We start from the raw sequence: 20,439 nt of genomic DNA on the forward strand, positions 1-20,439 counted from the left end.
GTCACTCTCCGCTTACGCTGGTGCCGCCGTCCGCGTGATGGCCGGAATCCTCACGTCGCCCACCAGGCCGCCGAGCGTGTCGGCGCGCCCCGCGGCGGCGAGGTGGGCGACGCGAGCGGGACCCGCAGGGCGACCTGACGGCCTTACGGGCGCAGCCCGTTCACACGAGGAGGGGTTACGGAGAGAACCGGCCACCCCGGAAGTAAGCTCCTCCTCGGCCGGCTCAGGAGCCCGGCGACACTGGACCTGGCGGCGCTTCGGTGCCGGAGGGGGAGGCGAGCCGTGACATTCCGTCCCCGTGCCACCGCGGCGCAGCCCGGCACCGGGCTGCGCGAGCGGAAGAAGGCGCAGACCCGGGCCAGGATCCAGACCGAGGCGCTCAAGCTGTTCCGGGAGCGCGGCTATGAGGCGACCACCGTCCAGCAGATCGCCCAGGCCGCGGAAGTCGCGCACACCACGGTCTTCCGCTACTTCCCCACGAAGGAAGACCTCGTCATCAGTGACGACTACGACCCGCTGCTGTACGAAGCCCTGCGCGCCCAACCGCCGCGACTGGAGCCGGTCGAAGCGCTGCGCGCCGCGCTGCACACCATTCTGGACTCCCTGCCGGCGGAGTCCTTCGCCGCCGGCAGGGAGCGGGTGAACCTGATGCTGTCGGAGCCCGCGCTGCGCGGGGCCATCTTCGAGAACTTCCTGACCACGATGCGCACGGTGACCGCGATCCTCGCCGAACGTGCGGACACCGACCCGCGGGACCTGTCGATGCGGGTACCCGTCGCCGCGGCCTTCGGGACCTTCCTCGACCTGATGCTCCGCTGGTCCGAGGACCCGGGTCTCCGGCTGCCCGAAGCGGTGGACGAGGCGCTGGACTTCCTCGGGCCCGGGCGCTGAGGATCACCGCTCGGGGTGCACCCGGTGGCAGTCCTGGGTGTTCCAGCGTTTCCACTCCCCGTCGACCTGTACATAGGCGACGAGCTGGAAGTGATCATCGTCGATGACCGTGTACCGGTCCATGGTCATGCCTCGGGCACCGACCTCGGTCATGCTCGTCGAGCCGACGAACTCCAGGACCCCGTCCTGCCAGCCCGGGGACGTGGACATGCCCTGGTTGCCCAGCGCGTCCACGTAGTACGACTGGAACGACTGGTCGACCTCGCTCCAGCCGACGATCCAGATCCCGTCGTTGCGCCAGGAGCCGTCGGCGTAGGTGGCGTGGACATCCATCTGCAGATACAAGCCGCCCAGGATCGGCCTGGTCGTGCACTCGAACCGGACTCCGGTGTCGAAGACGCTGGCGACGGTGCCGAGCATGAAATCCAGCTCCCGCATCCGCGGCGAGGGCTCCGGGCGTTCCAGGACCGGCCTGGCGTCGACGGGGTGGTCCCTGAGATAGGTGTCGATCGTGCTGTCGTCCGACATACGGGCCCTTTCGGTGGGAGGGGTCAGGCCTGGGAGAGACGAGCGGCCAGGACCGTCCGGTCGGTCTTTCCGTTGGTGGTGCGGGGCAGCGCGGGAACGACGACGAACTCGTCGGGGATCATGTAGCGCGGCAGCCGCTCGGCGCAGTGCCGGCGCAGCGCCAGGGACCCGGGCCGGCCCTCGCGCAGCACGAGGCAGGCGGTCAACCGGGCGTCCACCCCCGTGCCGAGCACCGTCACCGCCGCCTCGGAGACATCGGGGTGGCTCTCCAACGCCCCCTCCACCTCGCCCAGTTCGACGCGGTGACCACGCACCTTCACCTGATGATCGCGTCGGCCGACGAAGTCGAACGACCCGTCCGCCAGCACGGCGACGACGTCCCCCGTCGGGTACGGCTGCGGCGGGCGCGGCGCGTTCCAGTAGCCGAGCATCACCGTCGGTCCGGAGACGACCAGTTCACCCTGTTCGCCGGGACCGCAGACCGAGCCGTCCGGGTGGCGCGCCCACACGTCGTCGCCACTGCACGCGGCCCCGATCGGCACCGGTCGGTCGCGCTCCAGATCTGCCGGGCGCACCTCGTGGAAGGTGCAGACGTTGGTCTCGGTCGGACCGTAGAGATTCAGCAGACGTGCGTCGGTCCAGCCGGAGAGCGCCCGCACCCCGGCGACAGGGAACGCCTCACCCGCGAACAGGACGGCACGCAGTGCGGGCGGAGCGGGTCGCAACAGCAGACCTCCGTCGCGCATCATCAGGGTCAGCGCGGACGGCACCGAGTACCACACGGTGATCCCGCGGTCGTACAGGAAGTCCGTCAACTGGGCAGGCGCATAGGCGAGTTCCGCAGGAATCAGATGGACGGACGCGCCGGCCGAGAACGCGGCGTACAGGTCCAGCACGGACAGATCGAAGGTGAAGGGCGCGTGATTGGCGAGCCGGTCCTCCGGGCTGACGTCGAGTTCCCCCACCGCCCAGTCGACGAAGGCGCGTGCGTTGCGATGGCTGACGCACACGCCCTTGGGAGCACCGGTGGATCCTGAGGTGTAGAGAATGTAGGCGAGATCGTCCGGTCGCACCGACTCGTTGATCCGAGATTCCGGGACGGGCGGTTCGTCCCGGGGGTCAAGGGTGAGTTCGATCCCGGTGACGTCCTCCGGCAGCAGGGACAGCCGGTCGGCGGTGGTCAGGACCAGCTTGGCGGCGCAGTCCCGGGCAAGGGCTCCGACCCGGGCCGGCGGGGAGACGGCGTCGGCCGGCACGTACGCCGCGCCGAGCCGCAGCACCGCCTGTGTCGCGACCACCACGACCGCCGATTTCTCCGACCACACGACGACCCGGTCGCCATGACGGACCCCGTGCGCCCGCAACCGGCGGGCGAGCCGGTCGGCCTCTCGGTCCAGCCTGTCGTACCGGAAGGTGGCGTCACCCGTGACCACCGCGTCCTTGCCGGGGTGCCTGAGGGCCGCGTCGATCACCAACTGGTGCAAGCTGCTCATGACGTGTCCTTCCGACGAGGTGCGTGGAGGGGCCGCCTGCCGAGTAGGCCCGTGCCCACGGCCGCAACCTAGAGGGCGGCTTTGCCGGGCGGCATCCCTTAGTCGCCCCCTAAGCCGGTCGGCGCTCGGTCTGCCACCGAGGCGGTCACGGAGCCGCTGGGGGGCCGGCCTGCGCATCGGACGGCGACCGGAACGGGGGGTGTCTAGGGGTGTTCTCGCACCGGCCCCCGCCCTAGGGTCCCGGCGAGGGAGCGCACACCCCCGGTTCGCATCCGTCCGACCTGTGGTGCGCGAACCGGGCGGTCCCGGATGCGGGCCGCCTCCACCGGAGGTGACGAAGGTGCGTTGCAAGGCCACGAGGCAGACTCGTGTACGGGCTGTCGGGGCGCGGCCGTCCATGCGTGGGCAGGGCGCCCGATGACCCCGGCCCCGGCCTGGGCACGCCGCTTCCACACGGCCGTCCCCGACGCGCCGGCACTCCTGTGTCTGCCGCATGCGGGCGGGTCGGCGAGCGCCTACTTCGAGCTCTCCGCACGGCTGCGGCCGGAAGTCGACGTCCGGGCGGTGCAGTATCCGGGACGGCAGGACCGGTCCGGCGAGACCCCGGTCACCGTCATGGAAGAGCTCGTCGAACGTCTGGCGGACGCGATCCAGCCCTTCGCGGAGCGGCCGTACGCGCTCTTCGGACACAGCATGGGCGCCGTGGTGGCCTACGAGCTCGCCCTCAGGCTGAGGCGGGAGGGAGTCGCAGCTCCGCTTCGGCTCTTCGTCTCGGGGCGGCGGGCACCCTCCGCGATCCGTGACGAGGACGTGCACCGGCGCAGCGATGACGGCGTGATCGCCCATGTTCGGGAACTCGGCGGGGTCAGGGCGGACGTGCTGGACGATCCGGAGATACGGGCGATGGTGCTGCCGGCGCTTCGGGCTGACTACACGCTGGTGGAAACCTATCGGGCCGCGCCGGGAGAGCGTGTGACCTGTCCGGTCACCGTGCTCGTGGGGGATGAGGACCCCTTGGTGACGCTCGACGAGGCGCGGTTGTGGAAGGAGCACACCGAGGCCGGGTTCGAACTGGAGGTGTTCACCGGAGGCCACTTCTACCTCACCGCGCAGATGTCCGCCCTGGCCGAGGCACTCACCGAACGGCTCCTCGGGAAGCCGTAGGGGTGCGGTAGGGGCCGGGCGTAGGGGTGGGCGCGCCCGGCTCGCGCATAAGGTCCCTTGCGTGCAGAGGGCACCGTGCGGCCGTCGGCCGCATCGCCGGAGAGGAGCACGCATGATCGAGGAACAGGTCGCCACGCGTATCCGGGACTACATCCGCGTGACCTTCCTCGCCGGAGACCCCGGTGAGGAACTGGAGGACACCAGCCCTCTGTTGGAGTGGGGTGTCTTGAACTCCCTCAACACCGTGCGGCTGGTCGGTTTCATCCGAGAGGAACTCGGCGTGAAGGTACCGCCCTTGGCGGTCAGCGGCTCCAACTTCAAGGACGTTCGCAGCATCGCCGAGATGGTCCTCGCCCACCGCGCCTGACTCGCCCCGGCACCAGGGGCTGTCTTGCCGTGCCCGTCGTCCGAGAGGCAATCCAGTGCCGGATCCGCATGAGCCGCCGTTCCTGACAGCCGATCTCTTCCTGCTGCACGCCCCGAGCGTCTACGACTTCCGCGAACGCGACGACATGCTGTTCGCGTATCTGAGTGACAGCGACAGCGTCAACGTCACCTCCGTGTACGAGATGTATCCGATCGGCTGGTTCTCCATCAAGCAACGGCTCGCGGAGGCCGGTCTCGACGTCAAGATCGTGAACGTGGCGTCGTTGATGCTCCGTTACCCGGACATCGACGTGCCCAGACTCCTGGAGCGGCTGCGCGCTCCCGTCTACGGCTTCGACATCCACTGGATGGCCCACTGCCACGGGGCGGTGGAACTCGCTGCCGAGGTGAAGAAGGTCCACCCGGAGGCACTGACCGTCTTCGGCGGGATCTCCGCCACGTACTACGCCGACGAGTTGGCCCGGCACTCCGCCGTGGACGTGGTCGTCCAGGGCTATGACACCCTCGACCCCGTCGCCGCGCTGGTCGACACGGTCCGTCGCGGCGGACGGGACTTCTCGGCTGTCCCGAACCTCGTCTACGCCTCGGGCGAGGAGCGTACGGGTTTCACGCACAAGCCGTCGGCCGACTACAACAACGCCCTGAACGATTGGTCGTACTACCGTGAGACCCCGGCATCCACCCCCCTGACCTCCAAGCTGATCATGACGCTCCCGAACACCGGGTGTGCCCACGACTGCGGCTGGTGCGGCGGATCGCGCTTCTCGTACCGGAACATCATGGGTGTCAAACGGACGCTCGTGCAGAAGAACCACGACCTCGTCGTCGAGGAACTCGCGACCATGGGGGAGGCGGCGAAGCACACCTCGATCTACGCCCTCCAGTGCTACTCGGAGAACAAGTCGCGACTGCACCGATATCTGGACGCGGTGAAGGAGGCCGGGTACAAGAGCGTTTCCTTCGAGCAATTCGTACTGACACCGGACGACACCCTGAAGAAGATGGGTGAGTCGACCGACGCCTACATCATGCTCTCTCCCGAGTCGCACGATCCGAAGGTGAGCCGGGCCGCCGGACGCGGTACTTACACCATGGAGGAAATGGAGCGCTGGATTCCGCGCGCCCTGGACGCAGGCGTCAAGGGTGTCATGATCTGGTTCTTCATCGGCATGCCCTTCCAGGACCGGCAGTCCGTGCTCGATACGACCGCCTACGCGGAAAGGCTGCTCAGGAAGTTCAAGGGCTGGGCGGCGCTGCCGCTGATCTGTCCCATGGTGCCCTTCCTCGACCCCGGCTCACGCTTCTTCGAGGAGTCCGAGGAGCACGGTTACCGCATCTTCCACCGGAGTCTCGACGACCACCGGCGCGCCATGGTCGAGCCGCTGTGGCACCGGCGTCTCAACTACGAGACACGATGGCTGGACCGCCGAGAGATCCAGGACGTCAGTTACGAGGCGGTGGCCCGGCTGGTCGAGGTGAAGGGCGAGTACGGAGTGCTGCCGGCGACGTTCGCCGAGGCGATCCTCGCCACGATCGACGAGACTCGGCACCTGCTCGCCGAGATGGAGCACGCGCTGGTGCTGGACGGCAGGCTGCCCGAGGGTCTGCGGGACACGATACGGACGTACAACAGGAAGATCCTCGCCTACTCGAGCGACCAGATCGTCCCGGTGGAGCGGCCGTTCGGCGGGCGTTGGTTCGACGACCACACGGTGCCCGACGGCATCATCCAGGCCGTGCGCGGGTAATCCGAAACCTGTGAGTCCGCTTTTTTCGACGGGGTTCTTGCTGAATTTTGAGGAATCCGGGCGGACGAATTGCTTCCGGTTTTCCTGTTGTTTATCGGAGTGCAGTAGTATTTGATAGTATCTCTCCGGATCGGCGCAGTCGGAGATTCTGTCAAGAGGCGTCGTGGTGTGATGAGCGGAATTCTGCCGCGAGAGCCATTGGTGTGCTCGGAATCTATGGGTGAATGGAAGATCGTGATCACGGGGGATCGTGTGTACGTGAAGAATCCGCGGGGCTGACATCTCATGGCTGTCGGCGCGACGGAAGCTGATCGGGTCCGGTGCAGGACCGACACCGTGCGGACATGTCGCTCCGCGGACGTGCAACAACGATCCTTCTGGAACCTCCCGCCCCGGCCCCCGCCCTGACGCCACGCCGGAACCTGACCACGCGATGCGCTCTCTTTGCGCATGGTCCGCGGCGGACAGGACCTGCACGCCGTGGAGACCATGCCGTTGACCATCACCGGTGCTCGTCGAACCGTGAGGTAAGCGTTGAACGTCTCCTTACGCCCGTCTCTCCGACCGACCGATCAGGGTCATCCCCTGCGCCGCATGCTCCGCGACTCCTTCCGGGGCAGCGGCGGAGTAGCCGTCATCGGTGGACTCATGACCAGCGGCAAGACGACCCTGCTGCACACCTTCTGCGAAGAGGCGGCGAGCGAGGGAGCCGTTGTGCTGACGGCGACCGCCTCCCGAGAAGAGGAGGGCGTCCGCTTCGGAGTCGTCCGTCAGCTCCTCCAGGACGCCCCCGCCCCGGTCCTGGGTGCCGAGCCGAACCCCGAGCCCGGTGACCGCGAGCCCGCCGCCGCGGACAGGGCGTACACGCTCGGAGCCGAGCTGCTGGCGCTGTCCGCCGACCGGCCCGTCGTGGTCGCCGTCGACGACGCGCAGTTCCTGGACAGCGCTTCTCTGGAATGCATCCTGGTCGTCGCTCGACGCGTCCGCTCCGCCCGGGTGCTCGTCGTCGCCACCAACTGCGGCTGCTCCCACGAGCGTTGCCGCCGCTTCCTCACCCGGGTCGGCCGGCTGCCGTACGTCACACACGTCCGCCTCAAACGCCTGTCGGTCGCCGAGGTCGAGGTCGCACTGCGTCACCAGCTCGGCGATTCCGCCGCCTCCGCGATGGCGCCGAGCTGCCACGAAATCACCGGCGGCAACCCGCTCCTCGTCGACGCCCTCGCCAGGGACACGGCCGCCGCGGGATCCGGCGATCCCGCACGGGCCCGTCCCAGCCAGTCCTTCCGGGAGGCCGTGCTCTCCTGCGTCGACCGCTGCTCCCCGGAAAGCCAGATGGTCCTGCACACCGCGGCGCTGCTGGGCCGCACCGCGTCCACAGACCGGATCGAGGCCCTCGTGGGACTCGACCGCAGCGCCGTGGCCGCACATCTGCACACCCTGGAGGCGGCCGGACTGCTCACCGACGGCCAGTGTCTCCACGCCGCGATCGCCGCCGCCGTCACCGACAGCATCCCGCGAGAACTCCGCCGGACCATCCATCGGCGCCACGCGCAGCTCCTCTACGAGGAGAACGCCGCCGCCACCGACATCGCACGACAGCTCATCGCCGCCGGCCTGCCCTCCCTGCCGTGGACCACCGAGGTCCTCTGGACAGCCGCCAACGAGCTGGTCCAGGACGATCCGGAAGCCGCCCTGGAGTGCCTGCGCACGGCCCGCCGACTGGCCCAGAACGAGGACGAGCGGGCCACTTTGACGATGATGCTGATATCGCTCGGCCGGCGGACCAGGCCGGCCGTCGTCCGCCGTTACCTGCCGGAGCTGTCCCGCCTGCTCAGCGAGGGGCTGCTCGGTCGGCCCGACGCGGAGTCGGCCATCCGGTACCTGCTCTGGTTCGGCCGTATGGACGACGCTGTCCGCGCCCTCGAACGACTTCTCGCGGCGCCTCCCGACGAACCGCACGAGGCTCTTGCGCTCCGGCCGTTCGTCCTGTGGCTCAGTATCTGGTACCCCGAGGTCGTCCGGCGCGTGCCCGCGGCCGATGCCCTGCGCTCCAACGAGGAACTGCGTACCGAGGCCGTCGGCAGCCGGATGGTGGAATACGGCAAGGTCTTCGACCTGATGCTGCGCAACGGCAAGCGTCACGAGATCGCCGCCGAGGCCGAACGGCTTCTGGAGAGCTGTCGCCTGGCCGACGACACCCTCGACACCCTTGTCACGGCACTGATCGCTCTGCTCGGCGCCGACGAGCCGGAAGGCGCCTCCCGGTGGTCCGACGCGCTCGTCAAGCAGGCACAGGCGTACGGAGGGCGGATCGCTGAGGCGCAGTTCATCAGCCTGCGGGCCGAGATCGCCTTTCGAGAGGGGCAGACCGAGGCCGCGGCCCTCCTCGCCGAGGAAGCCCTCGCTCAACTGTCCGCCGAGGACTGGGGCGTGGGCGTCGGACTGCCCCTCGGCACACTGGTCCGAGCCCACACCGAGCTCGGCAACCACGATCGCGCGGCCGAACTCCTCAACGAAAGCGTCCCGCCCGAGATGTTCGAAACGGGCTTCGGCATGTTCTATCTGCAGGCTCGCGGCCGCTTCCTGCTGGTGACCGGAGATCCCCGGCGAGCTCGTCTGGATTTCCAGGCGTGCTGGGACTTCATGCGCCGCCGCAACGTCGACCTGCCCAACGTCCTGCCCTGGCGTGTCCATCTGGCTGAAACCCACCTCGAGTTGGGTGATCACACGACGACGAGGGAACTGGCGGAGCAGCAGATGACGCTGACCGACGACAGCGGTGCCCACTGGGCACGCGGGCTCGCTCTGCGCATCCTGGCCGGCATCTCCGAGCCCGGGGAGGCTCGTTCACTGCTGACCAGGTCGGTCCAGGAGCTACGGGAGGGCGGTGCGCAGGCGGATCTGGACCGGTCCTTGGGCGCACTCGGCCGATGTTGCCAGGGCACGGGTGACACCGCGTCGGCCGCGCGCGTCGACCACGGGGCCCGGGGGATCGCGACGGCATCCGTGACGGAGACGACCGGCGCGGGAGAACCGAACCGTCTCAGCACGGCCGAACTGAGAGTGGCCGAGCAGGCGGTGCGCGGATACACCAATGTGCAGATCGCCGCCAGGCTGTTCGTCACGGTGAGCACCGTCGAGCAGCACCTCACCCATGTCTACCGCAAGTTGCGCATCCAGGGGCGGACCGAGCTCGCATCCGCTCTCGGCCAGCCCGCCGGGGGACGGGCCGGGGGCTGATGCACCAGGGCGGACCGGAGACAGTGACACGGTGGGCGCGACCGTGACCGTCAGGACCCGGACGCGGTGCTCGGCATCCGCAGCCTGCCGGCGATGATGTCCCGCTGCATCTGGCTGGTCCCGGAATAGATGCGGGAGCCGATCGCGTCACGCAGGTCCCGATCGATCCCGGACTCGGTCATGTAGCCGTGACCGCCGTGCAGTTGCAGGGCGTCCAGACTGGACCGCACATACGCCTCACTGACGTGCAATTTCGTCACACTCGCGTCCAGCGCCTCCAGCTCCCGCCGGTCGGCCAGCCACGCCGCGTGGCGGGACAGCAGACTTGCCGCTTCCAGCCGTACCTTCATGTCCGCGAGTGTGTGCGAAACGGCCTGGAAGTCGGCGATCGGCTGACCGAACTGGTGGCGTCCGATGGTGTGCGCGAGGCATTCGTCCAGCTGCCGCCGCATCATGCCGACGGCGGAGGCCATGATGCAGGCCCGCTCCAGACGCATGGCGTACTCGAAGACCATCATCCCGGCTCCCGGCGCACCCAGCAGATACCGATCCGGCACACGGCAGTCCCGGAGCACGACCTCCCCCGTGGGTGAGGTGCGCAGGCCCAGCTTGTCCACTCCGGGGCCGACCGACAGCCCGGCCGTGTCGCGCGGCACGAGGAAGGCGGTGACCCCGGCCCACCCCTGGGCCCGGTCCACGGTGGCGAAGACGATGAACAGATCCGCCTCCGGCGCGTTGGTGATGAAGTGCTTCGTCCCGTCGAGCACATACATGGCTCCGTCCTTGCGGGCGCTCGTGGTCAGTGCCATCGCGTCGGAGCCGGCCGCCGGTTCGGTGATGGCGTGCACCGCGACGATCGAGCCGTCGCACATGCCGGGCAGCCAGCGGGACTTCTGTCGCTCGCTCCCGAACTCCAGCAGGGGCATGGCGGCCGACCACAGATGGGCGTTGAGGGAGAAGACCAGTCCGCCGTCCCGGCAGGCTTCGCCGAGCGCCTCCATCGCCAGCGAGGTGGTGAGGACGTCCGCGCCCTGGCCGCCGTACTCCACCGGAAGGGGGAGGCCCTGGATGCCGAGAGCGGCACACTCCTCCCACAGCTTGCGCGAGAAGACACCCGCGCGGTCGCGTTCCGGCAGGTCGGTGTCCAGGCGCGCGGCGGCGAACCGCCGTATCGACTCCTGAAGGGCGAGCTGGTCCTCGGTGGGTCGGAAGTCCATCACTGCTCCGGTCGGGAAGGAGGGCGGAAGGTCTCTTGCGGCGTCGGCCCGTCGGGCGCGGCAGGCCGCCGGTTCAGCCGAGTTCGTCGTCGATGAAGGCCAGGAGCTCCTCGGCGGAGGCGGACGCGAGCGTCTGCTGTACGGAGTCCGAGGGACGGCGCAAGGCTCCGTCGTCGGAGGCGGTCAGCCGGCGCAGGCGGACCATGGCCTGCCGGCGGGTCCGCTCGTCGGCGGCCGTCAGTGCCGCCTGCAGCCGGTCGATCTCGGCGAGGACGTCGGGACCCGGTGACGAGCCGCCTGCGGGCAGGTCGTCGCCCAGGCGGTCCGCGAGGTGGGCCGCGAGGGTGTCCGGTGCGGGATGGTCGAAGACCGTGGTGGCGGACAGGCGCAGGCCCGTGGCGGCGGCCAGGCGGTTGCGCAGTTCGATGGCCGTCAGTGAGTCCAGGCCCTGGTCGAGGAAGCCACGCCCGGGATCGACGGCCTCGGGGCCCGGGTGGGCCAGTACGGCCGCGGTGTGGAGGCGTACCAGGTCCAGCAGGCTCTGTCGGCGCCTGGCGGGGTCCTGCGCAGCAAGCCGTTGCCGCAGGTCCACCGACTCGGCGGCGACGGGCCGCAGCGGGGCGCCGGTCAGCCGTCGCCAGAGGGGGGCGCCGGGAGCACGGGTGAGGTCGATGTCCGTGGCCAGGACCAGCGGGTGACCGGCCCCGTCCGCGGCGTCCAGGAGGGCCAGCGCCCGCTGGGTGGTCATGGGGACGACGGCGGAACGGGACATCCGGGCGCGGTCGGCGTCGGTCAGCCCGGTGGTCAGGCCGGACACCTCCTGCCACAGCCCCCAGGCGACGGAGGTCACCGGGTGTCCCTGCGCACGGGCGTGTACGGCAAGGGCGTCGAGGAAGGCGTTGGCGGCGGTGTAGTTCGCCTGGCCGCCCCCGCCGAGAACACTGCCCGCGGAGGAGAACAGCACGAGAGCCGTGAGACCGCGGTCGCGGGTGAGGCGGTGGAGGTGGACGGCGGCGTCGACCTTGGCGGCGAAGGTGTGCCGCAGGTCGTCCGGGGTGAGTTCGGTCAGGGGCGCGTCGCGCAACGCACCGGCGGTGTGCACGATCGCTGTGAGCGGGTGCTCCTCCGGGATGTCGGCGAGCGTCTTCGCGAGGGCGCCGAAGTCGCTGACGTCGCAGGAGACGCACGTGGCCGTGGCGCCGGCGTCCGCCAGTTCCCGGCACAGAGCATCCGCCCCCGGCGCGTCGGCGCCGGTCCGGCTGAGCAGCAGGAGACGACGGACCTTGTGGCGGCGTACGAGATGACGGGCGACCAGGGAGCCGAGGGTGCCGGTGCCGCCGGTGACGACCACGGTGCCGTCGGGGTCCGGCGGAGCCGGGACGCACAGGACGTTCTTGCCCATGTGCCGCCCTTGGCTCATGTGCCGCAGCGCTTCCCGGATGCGGGCCAGGTCCCAGGTGCGGGTCGGCAACGGCCGGACCACGCCCTTCCCGAACAGTTCCAGGAGGTCCGTCAGCATCCGACCGATGCGCTCGGGGCCGGCCTCCTGGAGGTCGAACGCCCGGTAACGCACGCCGGGACAGGCCGCGGCGACCTCGGCGGCGTCCCGGACGTCGGTCTTGCCCATCTCCAGGTAGCACCCGCCCCGGGGGAGCAGCCGCAGTGACGCGTCGACCGCCGCCCCCGACAGCGAGCCGAGGACCACGTCGACGCCTCGGCCGCCGGTGTGTTCCAGGAACAGGTCGGCGAACGCCGTGGTACGGGACGACGCGATCCGTTCCCGGGGTACCCCGAACCCCACCACCGCGTCCTCCTTGCCGGGCCCCGCCGTCGCGTAGACGGTTGCTCCCCACGCCCGGGCCAGCTGGACCGCGGCCATGCCCACGCCGCCCGCCGCCGCGTGCACCAGCACGGACCGGCCGCTCGCTCCGTCCGGCCGGGGTTCGAGGCCCGCGAGGTCCACCAGCGCGTGGTACGCGGTGAGGAACACCGCCGGCACGGACGCGGCCTGCTCGAACGACCAGCCGTCGGGGATCGGCGCGAGTGTCCGCGGGTCCGCCACCGCCCGGGGCGCGAACGCCCCCGGAAACATGCCCAGTACGCGGTCCCCGGCCCGCAGCCCACGCACGTCCGATCCCGTCTCCAGGACCACACCGGCGCCCTCCGCACCGAGCCCCGCGTGGTCGGGCACCATCCCGAGCGCGGTCGCCACGTCGTAGAAGTTGAGGCCGGCGGCGCGTACGGCCAGACGCACCTCGTCCGCCCCGAGCGGCCGTGGGTCCACGCTCACCCGGTCGACACGGTCGAGGGTCCCTGTCCCGGTGACATCCACCCGCCAGTCCACACCCGCTCCGAGACCCCCGATCCCCTGCACTCGTCCACCGGCCCGTTCGAGCCGTGCCGCGCGGACGACGCCGGCGCGCACCGCGAGCTGGGGCTCGTCGCCGCGGGCCAGCACGGAGAGGAGCCCGGGGGGCGGGGCGGACCCGGGATCGAGGTCGAGCAGGACGAACCGGCCGGGATGCTCGGACTGGGCAGTCCGTACCAGCCCCCACACCACCGAGGCCGCCAGGTCGGCCATCTCCCCGTCGTCCACCGCGACCGCGCCCTGTGTCACGAGCACCAGCCGGACGTCCTCCAGCGCGGGGTCGGCCAGCCAGCGCTGGAGCGTGGCCAGGGTGTCGGCGGCGATCCGGTCCGCCCGCGCGGGCAGTTCCTCGTCCTCGCTCCCGCCGCTGCCGCCGACCGGCAGCAGCACGAACGCCGGCGCAGCGCCCTTTGGCCGTTCCTCGTCTACGAGGGCGTCGAGATCCGCGTACGAGCGCGCCGCGTCACCGAATGGTCCGCACGGGCCCACCACGGCCCAGTCGGACCGGCCCACGGCGGTCTCCGGCACGGGCACGGGCTCCCACGCCACGACGAGGAGATCCGAGGCGGGGGCGGCCGACGGAGCGCCCGCTCGGGCCCGGCGGGCCCGCAGTGACCCGACGAGGACGACAGGGGCGCCCGCCGGATCCGTGGCCGCCAGACGGACGCGGTTCGGCCCCGCGCCGGTCACCTGCACGCGCAGGCGGCGGGCGCCGGTGGCGTACAGGCTCACGTCGTTCCAGCAGAACGGCAGCCATGGTCCCCCGCCCGGCAGGAAAGGACCGAGGAGGGCGGACTGCGCGGCGGCGTCGAGCAGTGCCGGATGCAGTGCGAACCGGTCGGTGCCGCCTGCCTGTTCGGGCAGTTCGACTTCCGCGAACACCTCGTCGTCGCGCCGCCATGCCGCGCGTACGCCTTGGAAGGCGGGTCCGTATCCGTACCCTCGCTCGGCCAGCCGTGCGTACAGGCCGTCCACGGGCAGCGGTTCCGCCCCCACCGGCGGCCAGGCGCCGGAACGGAGTGCCGCGAACGCGCTCCCGCCCGCCGCCGAGTCCCTGCCGTCCGGCTCCGGTACCACGACGGCCTCCGCGTGCCGGGTCCACGGAGCGCCCGGTACCGCGTGCGGGCGGGCGTACACCCGCACGCGCCGCTCGTCGCCCTCGGGCACGTCCACCACGACCTGGACATCGGCCCCGGTGTCCGGCAGCGGCAGCGGTTCCACGAGCAGCAGCTCGCGCACCCGTCCGCTCCCCACGTGGTCGCCCGCACGCAACATCAGCTCCACGAAGGCCGATCCGGGCAGGATCGGTGTGTCCGCAACCGTGTGATCCGCCAGCCAGGCGGTCCCGCGCGTCGACAGCCGCCCCGACAGGACAACCCTTTCGTCCGCCACATCGGTGACCGCGCCCAGCAGCCCGTGTCCGGCGTCGGTGAGGCCGACGGCATCCAGGTCGGCGTGCTCGCGGGGGGCGAGCCAGTAACGCTGTCGGTCGAAGCCGTACGTCGGCAGATCGGCGGAGAGTGCTGCTCCGGACGTCGTCGGGGCTGGCAGCAGGGTCGGCCAGGAGATGTCGAGACCCCGGGTCCAGGCATCGGCGGCGGCCAGGTGCAGCCGGTCCGGACCGTCGTCGTCGCGGCGGAGCGTGGACACCGTGCCCGCGTCGGCCGAGTGGGTGTCGATGGTCTGCTCGATGCCCGGGGCGAGGACCGGGTGGGCGGCGACCTCGACGAACACGGTGTGGCCGGTGTCGAGGAGCGCGCGGGTGGCGGTCTCGAAGCGCACCGGTCGACGCAGGTTGTCGTACCAGTAGGTGCCGTCGAGCCGGGCGCCCTCCAGGACCGTACCCGTGACCGTGGAGCACAGGGGGACGGCGGCGGGGCCGGCGCGTACCGCGGACAGGTCGCGCAGCAGCCGGGCGCGCAGGCGCTCGACGTGCGGCGAGTGGGAGGCGTAGTCGACGGGGATCCGTCGGGCCCGGAGGCCGTCCTCGACGCAACGGGCCAGAAAGTCCTCAGCGGCTTCCCGAGGGCCGCTGACGACGGTGGCGGCCGGTCCGTTGACGGCGGCCACCGTCAGACCGGCGGGCAGCCGGGATCCCACCTCGTCCGGGCCGGCCGGCACGGAGATCATGGCGCCCTCTCCCGAGATGTCCCGCAGAGCGGTCGCCCGGGCCACCACGATCCGCACGGCGTCCGGCAGCGCGAGCGCTCCGGAGACGCAGGCGGCCGCGATCTCGCCCTGCGAGTGGCCCACCACCGAGGCGGGGCGCACTCCCATCGCCTGCCAGGTCCGGGCCAGGGCGACCATCACGCTGAACATCACGGGCTGCACGACCTCGACCCGCGCCAGCTCCCGCCCCTCGCCCAGCACGTCCACCACGGACCACCCGGTGAGTTCCTCCACCGCGGCCGAACACTCCCGCAGCGCCGTGGCGAAGACGGGGGAGTGCTCCATGAGCCGGCTGCCCATACCGGGCCACTGCCAGCCCTGCCCGGGAAACACCAGGGCTGCCTTGGCGCGGCCCGCCGCGACTCCGCGGACGACGTGCGGCACCTGTCGCCCGGCGACGAGCGCGGCCAGGCCGCTCAGCAGATCCGCGTGTGTCGTGCCGACGACGACGGCACGGTGGTGAAGGGCCGAGCGGGAGGCGAGAGCGTGCGCCAGATCGGTGGGGCGGGCGTCGGGATGGTCCTCGACGTAGCGGATCAGGCGGTGGGCCTGGTTGCGCAGCCCGGCCGGGGTCGCGGCGCTGACCGGCCAGGACACCACGGGTTGCGGGCCCGGCAGCAGCACCCGGGGTCCGTCCCCGGCCCGGCGGGCGGCGCGGTCGGCTTCGGGCGTGCCGGTGTCCGGGGCCGTCGGGACCTCGGCCGGAGCCTCTTCCAGAATCACGTGGGCGTTCGTCCCCGAGACCCCGAACGAGGACACCCCGGCCAGCCGGGGGCGCGGTCCGCGCGGCCAGGGCTGTGGCCGGTGCAGCAGACGGACGGCCCCGGCCTCCCAGTCGACCAGCGGCGACTGCGGGTCCGCGTGGAGGGTCCGGGGCAACTGCTCCCGCTGAAAGGCCATCACCGTCTTGACCACCCCGGCCATACCCGCCGCGGCCTGGGTGTGCCCGAGGTTCGACTTCACCGAGCCCAGCCACAGCGGCCGGTCGGCGGGCCGGGACCGGCCGTAGGCGGCCAGGAGTGCCTGAGCCTCGATCGGATCGCCCAGCTTGGTGCCCGTGCCGTGCGCCTCCACCACGTCGACCTGCGCGGCAGACGCTCCCGCGGCGTCCAGGGCCTGCCTGATCACCCGTTCCTGTGACGGCCCGTTGGGTGCGGTCAGCCCGTTGCTGGCACCGTCCTGGTTGACCGCCGAGCCGCGTACCAGAGCCCATACACGGTGGCCGTGCCGCCGGGCGTCGGAGAGACGCTCCAGCAACAGCACCCCGACCCCCTCGGCGACGCCGAATCCGTCGGCACCGGCCCCGAAGGGACGGCACCGCCCGTCGGCGGCCAGCCCCCGCTGCCGGGAGAACTCCACGAACGCCGTCGGCGTGGCGACCACCGTGACCCCGGCCGCCAGTGCGAGCGAGCAGTCGCCGCCGCGCAGCGCCCGGCTCGCCAGGTGCAGCGCCACCAACGACGACGAGCATGCCGTGTCCACGGTCAGCGCAGGGCCCTCCAGCCCCAGCGTGTACGAAGCCCGCCCCGACAGGACGCTCGCCAGACTGCCCGTCAGGGCGTACCCCTGCACCGACGACGGCGCGCGTTCCGGGCCACCGGCGTACAGGGAGGAGGAAGCGCCGACGAACACGCCCGTCCGGCTGCCGCGCAGCCGACGCGGATCGATACCCGCTCGCTCCAGGGTCTCCCAGCAGACCTCCAGAAGCAGCCGCTGCTGCGGATCCATCGCCAGCACCTCACGCGGCGAAATACCGAAGAACTCCGCATCGAAGCCCGCGACGTCGTCGAGGAACCCGCCGCGTCGCACGTACGACCGCCCGGGCGCGTCCGGGTCCGGGTCGTACAGATCCTCCGGCCACCCCCGGTCCACCGGGAACTCCGACGTGGCGTCCACGCCGTCCGCCACCACCCGCCACAGGTCCTCGGGCGACCTCACCCCGCCCGGATACCGGCAGGCCAGACCCACGATCGCGATCGGCTCGCGATCGGCGGTGCGCAGCCGCACGTTCTCCTGCCGGAGCCGTTCGCTCTCCCGCAAGCTGTCGCGCAGGGCCTCGACTATCTCCGGGTCGTTCACAGTCACGGTGTCTCCATCGGTTCCGGATCGTCAGGAGGTGGCCCGCCGGGCCGTGCGCACCAGGTCGTGCACGTCCATCGCGTCGAACCGGTCGGGTCCCGTGGTGTCGGTCCCGGTCCCGTCCGGCGCGAGCTGCTCCAGCAGATGCCCGGTGAGCGCTTCCGGCGTGGGGTGGTCGAACACCGCCGTGGCCTGTACCCGCAGTCCGGTGACGGCGGTGAGCCGGTTGCGCAGTTCGATCGCCGTCACCGAGTCGAAGCCGATGTCCCGGAAGACCTGGTCCGGCAGCACGTCCTGGGCGCCACGGTGTCCGAGCACGACGGCGACCTCCCGGCACACCGCCGTGAGCAGCTCCTCGTACCGCTGCTGCGGGGAGAGGCCGGCCAGCCTCCCGGGGAGGTCCGGTGCGGGCATGGGGGCGGCACCCGCCGGGAGCAGGTCCTCGACGAGCGGGTAGCGACGGCCGGCCGCGAACAACTCCGCGAACCGGGCCCAGTCCAGATGGGCGATCATGACCGTGGTGTCGTCGTGATCCAGCGCCTGGCGGAGCGCGGTGACCGCGAGGTGGGCGGTCATCAGGTCCATTCCGCCACGGCTCAGCATCGCGGTGAACTCCGTGCCCGCCGCCATCCCCTCACCCGCCCAGGCGCCCCAGGACACCGACAGCGTCGGCCGTCCCGAGGCCCGACGCCATCGGGCGAAGGCATCGAGGTGGGCGTTGGCGGCGGCGTAGGCGCCCTGGCCGACGTTCGGCAGCATGCTGCTGAAGGAGGAGAACACCACGAACGCCGACAGCTCGTGGTCCAGCGTCGCCTCGTGCAGGGCCAGTGCCCCCGCCGTCTTCGGCGCCAGCACCTCCTGCGTCTGAGGGCCTGTCATCCGGGTCACGGGAGCGTCGTCGACGACACCGGCCGTGTGGAACACGGCGGTCAGCGGTTCCTCGGGAGAGAGCGTCTCCAGCGTGGCGGACAGGGCGTCGGGATCGGACACGTCGCACGACGCCACCGTGACGCGTCGAGCGCCCAGCTTCAGCAACTCCTCGCGCAGGGTTCCCGCTGCCGCGGCGTCCGGACCGCTGCGGCTGAGCAGCAGCAGATGGGGCGCGTGCTGCCGGGCGAGCCAGCGGGCGACATGCCCGCCGAGCGCGCCCGTGCCACCGGTGACGAGCGTGGTCCCGCGTGGCGACCAGCTTCGTCCCGGGGGGCCGTCGCCCTGCGGATCGCGTACCAGGCGCCGTACCCGCACACCGTCGTGACGCACCGCCACCTGGTCTTCTACGGGAGGAGCCGCCAGTACGGCGCGCAGACCGCGCGCGCACGCCTCGTCCGGCTCGGCGGGCAGATCCACCAGTCCCGCCAGCCGGGCCGGATTCTCCACCCCGACGGCCCGGCTGAGCCCGGCGACATGTGCCTGGAGGGGATGCTCCACCCGGTCCCCGGAGGCCGCCGCGACGGCCGCGCGGGTGATCGACCAGTAGCGGGCCTCGAGTCCGCAGTCGTCCAGCGCCTGGAGGAGCGCGACGGTGGCGAGCAGACCGGCGGGCACGGCCGGATGTTTGAGATGGGGTGCCTCGTCGAGTGCCAGCAGGGACACCACCCCGGCGAAAGGCCGGTCTTCGACGCGGCGCAGTTCCTCGGCGAGATCCGCCCGGGAGGCGTCCTTGGCGACCAGGAGCGGACGCGAACCGGGCAACGCCGCGAGACAGGTCGTGACGAACGGGTCGCTGATCCATCCCTCCGGTACGGCGACCAGCCATTCCTGTCCGTCGGGCGGCTCCGCGACGGGAGACGTGGCCGGCCTCCACGTCTCCCGGTAGCGCCACGTGTCTACCGTCGCCTGTTCACGGGAGAGCTGTCGCCACTGTGCCAGGCTGGGCAGAACGACGGCGAGGGCCGCGGCCTGCTCGTCGTCCAGGCCGAGTTCGGCCGCGAGCGCGTCGGTCTCACCCCGGCCGACCCCTTGCCAGAAACGTCGTTCGGTACCGGCCTCCGCAGGCGGATCGGCCGGCTCGGGGGGAGGTGGCGCGACCGGTGGGGCGGCGGGCAGCAGGCTGTTCCAGCGCACGTCCAGGCCGCGTGTCCAGGCCATGGCGGCGGCCTCGTGCAAGCGCGCCGGGCCGTCGTCGTCACGGCGCAGGGTGCCGAGCACGGCGGGCCGTTCCCCGTCGGGGAGTGCCAGGGCGTCCAGGGTCTCTTCGATCGCGGGGGCGAGGACGGGATGGGCACCGCACTCGACGAATGCGGAGTGTCCCGCACGGGCCAGTGCCTCGACCGTCTCCTGGAACCGCACCGGACGGCGCAGGTTGTCGTACCAGTAGGCGGTGCCCATCGTCGGCCCGTCGACCGGTACCGCGAGGACCGTGGAGTAGAGCGGGATCCGGCCGGCCCGGCACACCACCGTGCCGAGCCCGTCCACCACCCGGTCACGGATGCGTTCCACGTCCGCCGAGTGCGAGGCGTAGTCCACCGGGATCACCCGGGAACGCGCACCCTCGGCCTCGCACCGACGAACGAGGTCCGAGACCCCCGACGCGGGCCCGCACACCACCGTCGAGCCAGGACCGTTGACCGCGGCGACGCTCCAGCCGGCGGGCAGCCACCCGGCCACCTCGCCGGCCCCGGCCGCGACCGAGACCATGGCGCCCTGCCCCGCCATGGTGCGCACCGCGGCCGAACGCGTCACGACCACCCGGGTCGCCTCGCGCAGATCCAGGACACCCGCCACGCAGGCCGCCGCGATCTCGCCCTGGGAGTGGCCCACGACGGCCGCCGGTTCCACTCCCAGCTCCTGCCAGATCCGGGCGAGCCCCACCATCACCGCGAACATCGCCGGCTGTACGACGTCCACCCGGTCCAGCGCGCGGCCTTCCCGCAGCACCTGGAGCACGGACCAGCCGGCCAGTTCCTCCACGACCGCCGAAACCTCGGTGACCGTTCGCCCGAACACCGGCGACGAGTCCAGCAACCCGCGCCCCATCCCGGGCCACTGCCACCCCTGGCCGGGGAACACCAGCACGGGTCCCGCTCCCCGTGCGGCCGTCGGGGCCGGGAGGGGCATGTCCGCGGCCACCGCGTCCAGGCCGGACAGCAGCGTCTCCCGGTCCGCCCCGGTCACCACCGCCCGGTGTGCGGCCGCCGGTTGTTCGGCCAGGCCCC

The 20,439-nt window shown here is 71.5% G+C and carries 10 protein-coding genes; 5 read left to right on the top strand and 5 right to left on the bottom strand.

The window, feature by feature from the left end:
• The first annotated feature begins 282 nt into the window (after window positions 1-282).
• Window positions 283-891, top strand: coding sequence for a TetR family transcriptional regulator (locus ABZ896_RS44620; protein WP_360942279.1), 609 nt, complete (start codon window positions 283-285; stop codon window positions 889-891).
• A 3-nt stretch (window positions 892-894) separates the two neighbouring features.
• Here ABZ896_RS44620 and ABZ896_RS44625 read toward each other — a convergent pair whose 3' ends face one another.
• Complete coding sequence (locus tag ABZ896_RS44625; RefSeq protein ID WP_360942282.1) at window positions 895-1,419, bottom strand: DUF1579 family protein; 525 nt, start codon at window positions 1,417-1,419, stop codon at window positions 895-897.
• A 23-nt stretch (window positions 1,420-1,442) separates the two neighbouring features.
• Entirely contained in the window at window positions 1,443-2,912 is a 1,470-nt protein-coding gene (locus tag ABZ896_RS44630) for an amino acid adenylation domain-containing protein (RefSeq protein ID WP_360942285.1), read from the bottom strand.
• 417 nt (window positions 2,913-3,329) lie between these two features.
• Between ABZ896_RS44630 and ABZ896_RS44635 the strand changes: the two genes are divergently transcribed.
• From ABZ896_RS44635 to ABZ896_RS44650, 4 genes are all read left to right on the top strand, one after another.
• Window positions 3,330-4,076 carry an alpha/beta fold hydrolase gene (locus ABZ896_RS44635; RefSeq protein WP_360942288.1) on the top strand — a complete coding sequence of 249 codons (747 nt, stop codon included), beginning with the start codon at window positions 3,330-3,332 and terminating at the stop codon, window positions 4,074-4,076.
• Between the two features lie 112 nt (window positions 4,077-4,188).
• On the top strand, window positions 4,189-4,443 hold the full coding sequence (locus ABZ896_RS44640) for an acyl carrier protein (RefSeq protein WP_360942291.1): 255 nt from the start codon (window positions 4,189-4,191) through the stop codon (window positions 4,441-4,443).
• A 55-nt stretch (window positions 4,444-4,498) separates the two neighbouring features.
• The gene (locus ABZ896_RS44645) at window positions 4,499-6,211 is read left to right on the top strand and encodes a cobalamin-dependent protein (protein ID WP_360942294.1); all 1,713 of its coding nucleotides are present in this window, start codon (window positions 4,499-4,501) and stop codon (window positions 6,209-6,211) included.
• Between the two features lie 594 nt (window positions 6,212-6,805).
• Complete coding sequence (locus ABZ896_RS44650) at window positions 6,806-9,451, top strand: AAA family ATPase (protein ID WP_360942297.1); 2,646 nt, start codon at window positions 6,806-6,808, stop codon at window positions 9,449-9,451.
• A 50-nt stretch (window positions 9,452-9,501) separates the two neighbouring features.
• Here ABZ896_RS44650 and ABZ896_RS44655 read toward each other — a convergent pair whose 3' ends face one another.
• From ABZ896_RS44655 to ABZ896_RS44665, 3 genes are all read right to left on the bottom strand, one after another.
• The gene (locus ABZ896_RS44655) at window positions 9,502-10,668 is read right to left on the bottom strand and encodes an acyl-CoA dehydrogenase family protein (RefSeq protein ID WP_360942300.1); all 1,167 of its coding nucleotides are present in this window, start codon (window positions 10,666-10,668) and stop codon (window positions 9,502-9,504) included.
• Window positions 10,669-10,741: 73 nt separating this feature from the next.
• The gene (locus ABZ896_RS44660; protein ID WP_360942303.1) at window positions 10,742-17,290 is read right to left on the bottom strand and encodes an SDR family NAD(P)-dependent oxidoreductase; all 6,549 of its coding nucleotides are present in this window, start codon (window positions 17,288-17,290) and stop codon (window positions 10,742-10,744) included.
• 24 nt (window positions 17,291-17,314) lie between these two features.
• Window positions 17,315-20,439 (bottom strand): SDR family NAD(P)-dependent oxidoreductase (locus ABZ896_RS44665; protein ID WP_360942306.1); only part of this gene is annotated, 3,125 nt, incomplete at its 5' end.

The organism is Streptomyces sp. NPDC047072 (genome assembly GCF_040643855.1).
Lineage (GTDB): Bacteria > Actinomycetota > Actinomycetes > Streptomycetales > Streptomycetaceae > Streptomyces.

Excerpts from the sequence above, each read along its gene's own strand:
- ABZ896_RS44625 (WP_360942282.1), bottom strand. The coding sequence starts at position 1,419 with ATGTCGGACGACAGCACGATCGACACCTATCTCAGGGACCACCCCGTC.
- ABZ896_RS44630 (WP_360942285.1), bottom strand. The coding sequence starts at position 2,912 with ATGAGCAGCTTGCACCAGTTGGTGATCGACGCGGCCCTCAGGCACCCC.
- ABZ896_RS44635 (WP_360942288.1), top strand. The coding sequence starts at position 3,330 with ATGACCCCGGCCCCGGCCTGGGCACGCCGCTTCCACACGGCCGTCCCC.
- ABZ896_RS44640 (WP_360942291.1), top strand. The coding sequence starts at position 4,189 with ATGATCGAGGAACAGGTCGCCACGCGTATCCGGGACTACATCCGCGTG.
- ABZ896_RS44650 (WP_360942297.1), top strand. The coding sequence starts at position 6,806 with ATGCTCCGCGACTCCTTCCGGGGCAGCGGCGGAGTAGCCGTCATCGGT.
- ABZ896_RS44655 (WP_360942300.1), bottom strand. The coding sequence starts at position 10,668 with ATGGACTTCCGACCCACCGAGGACCAGCTCGCCCTTCAGGAGTCGATA.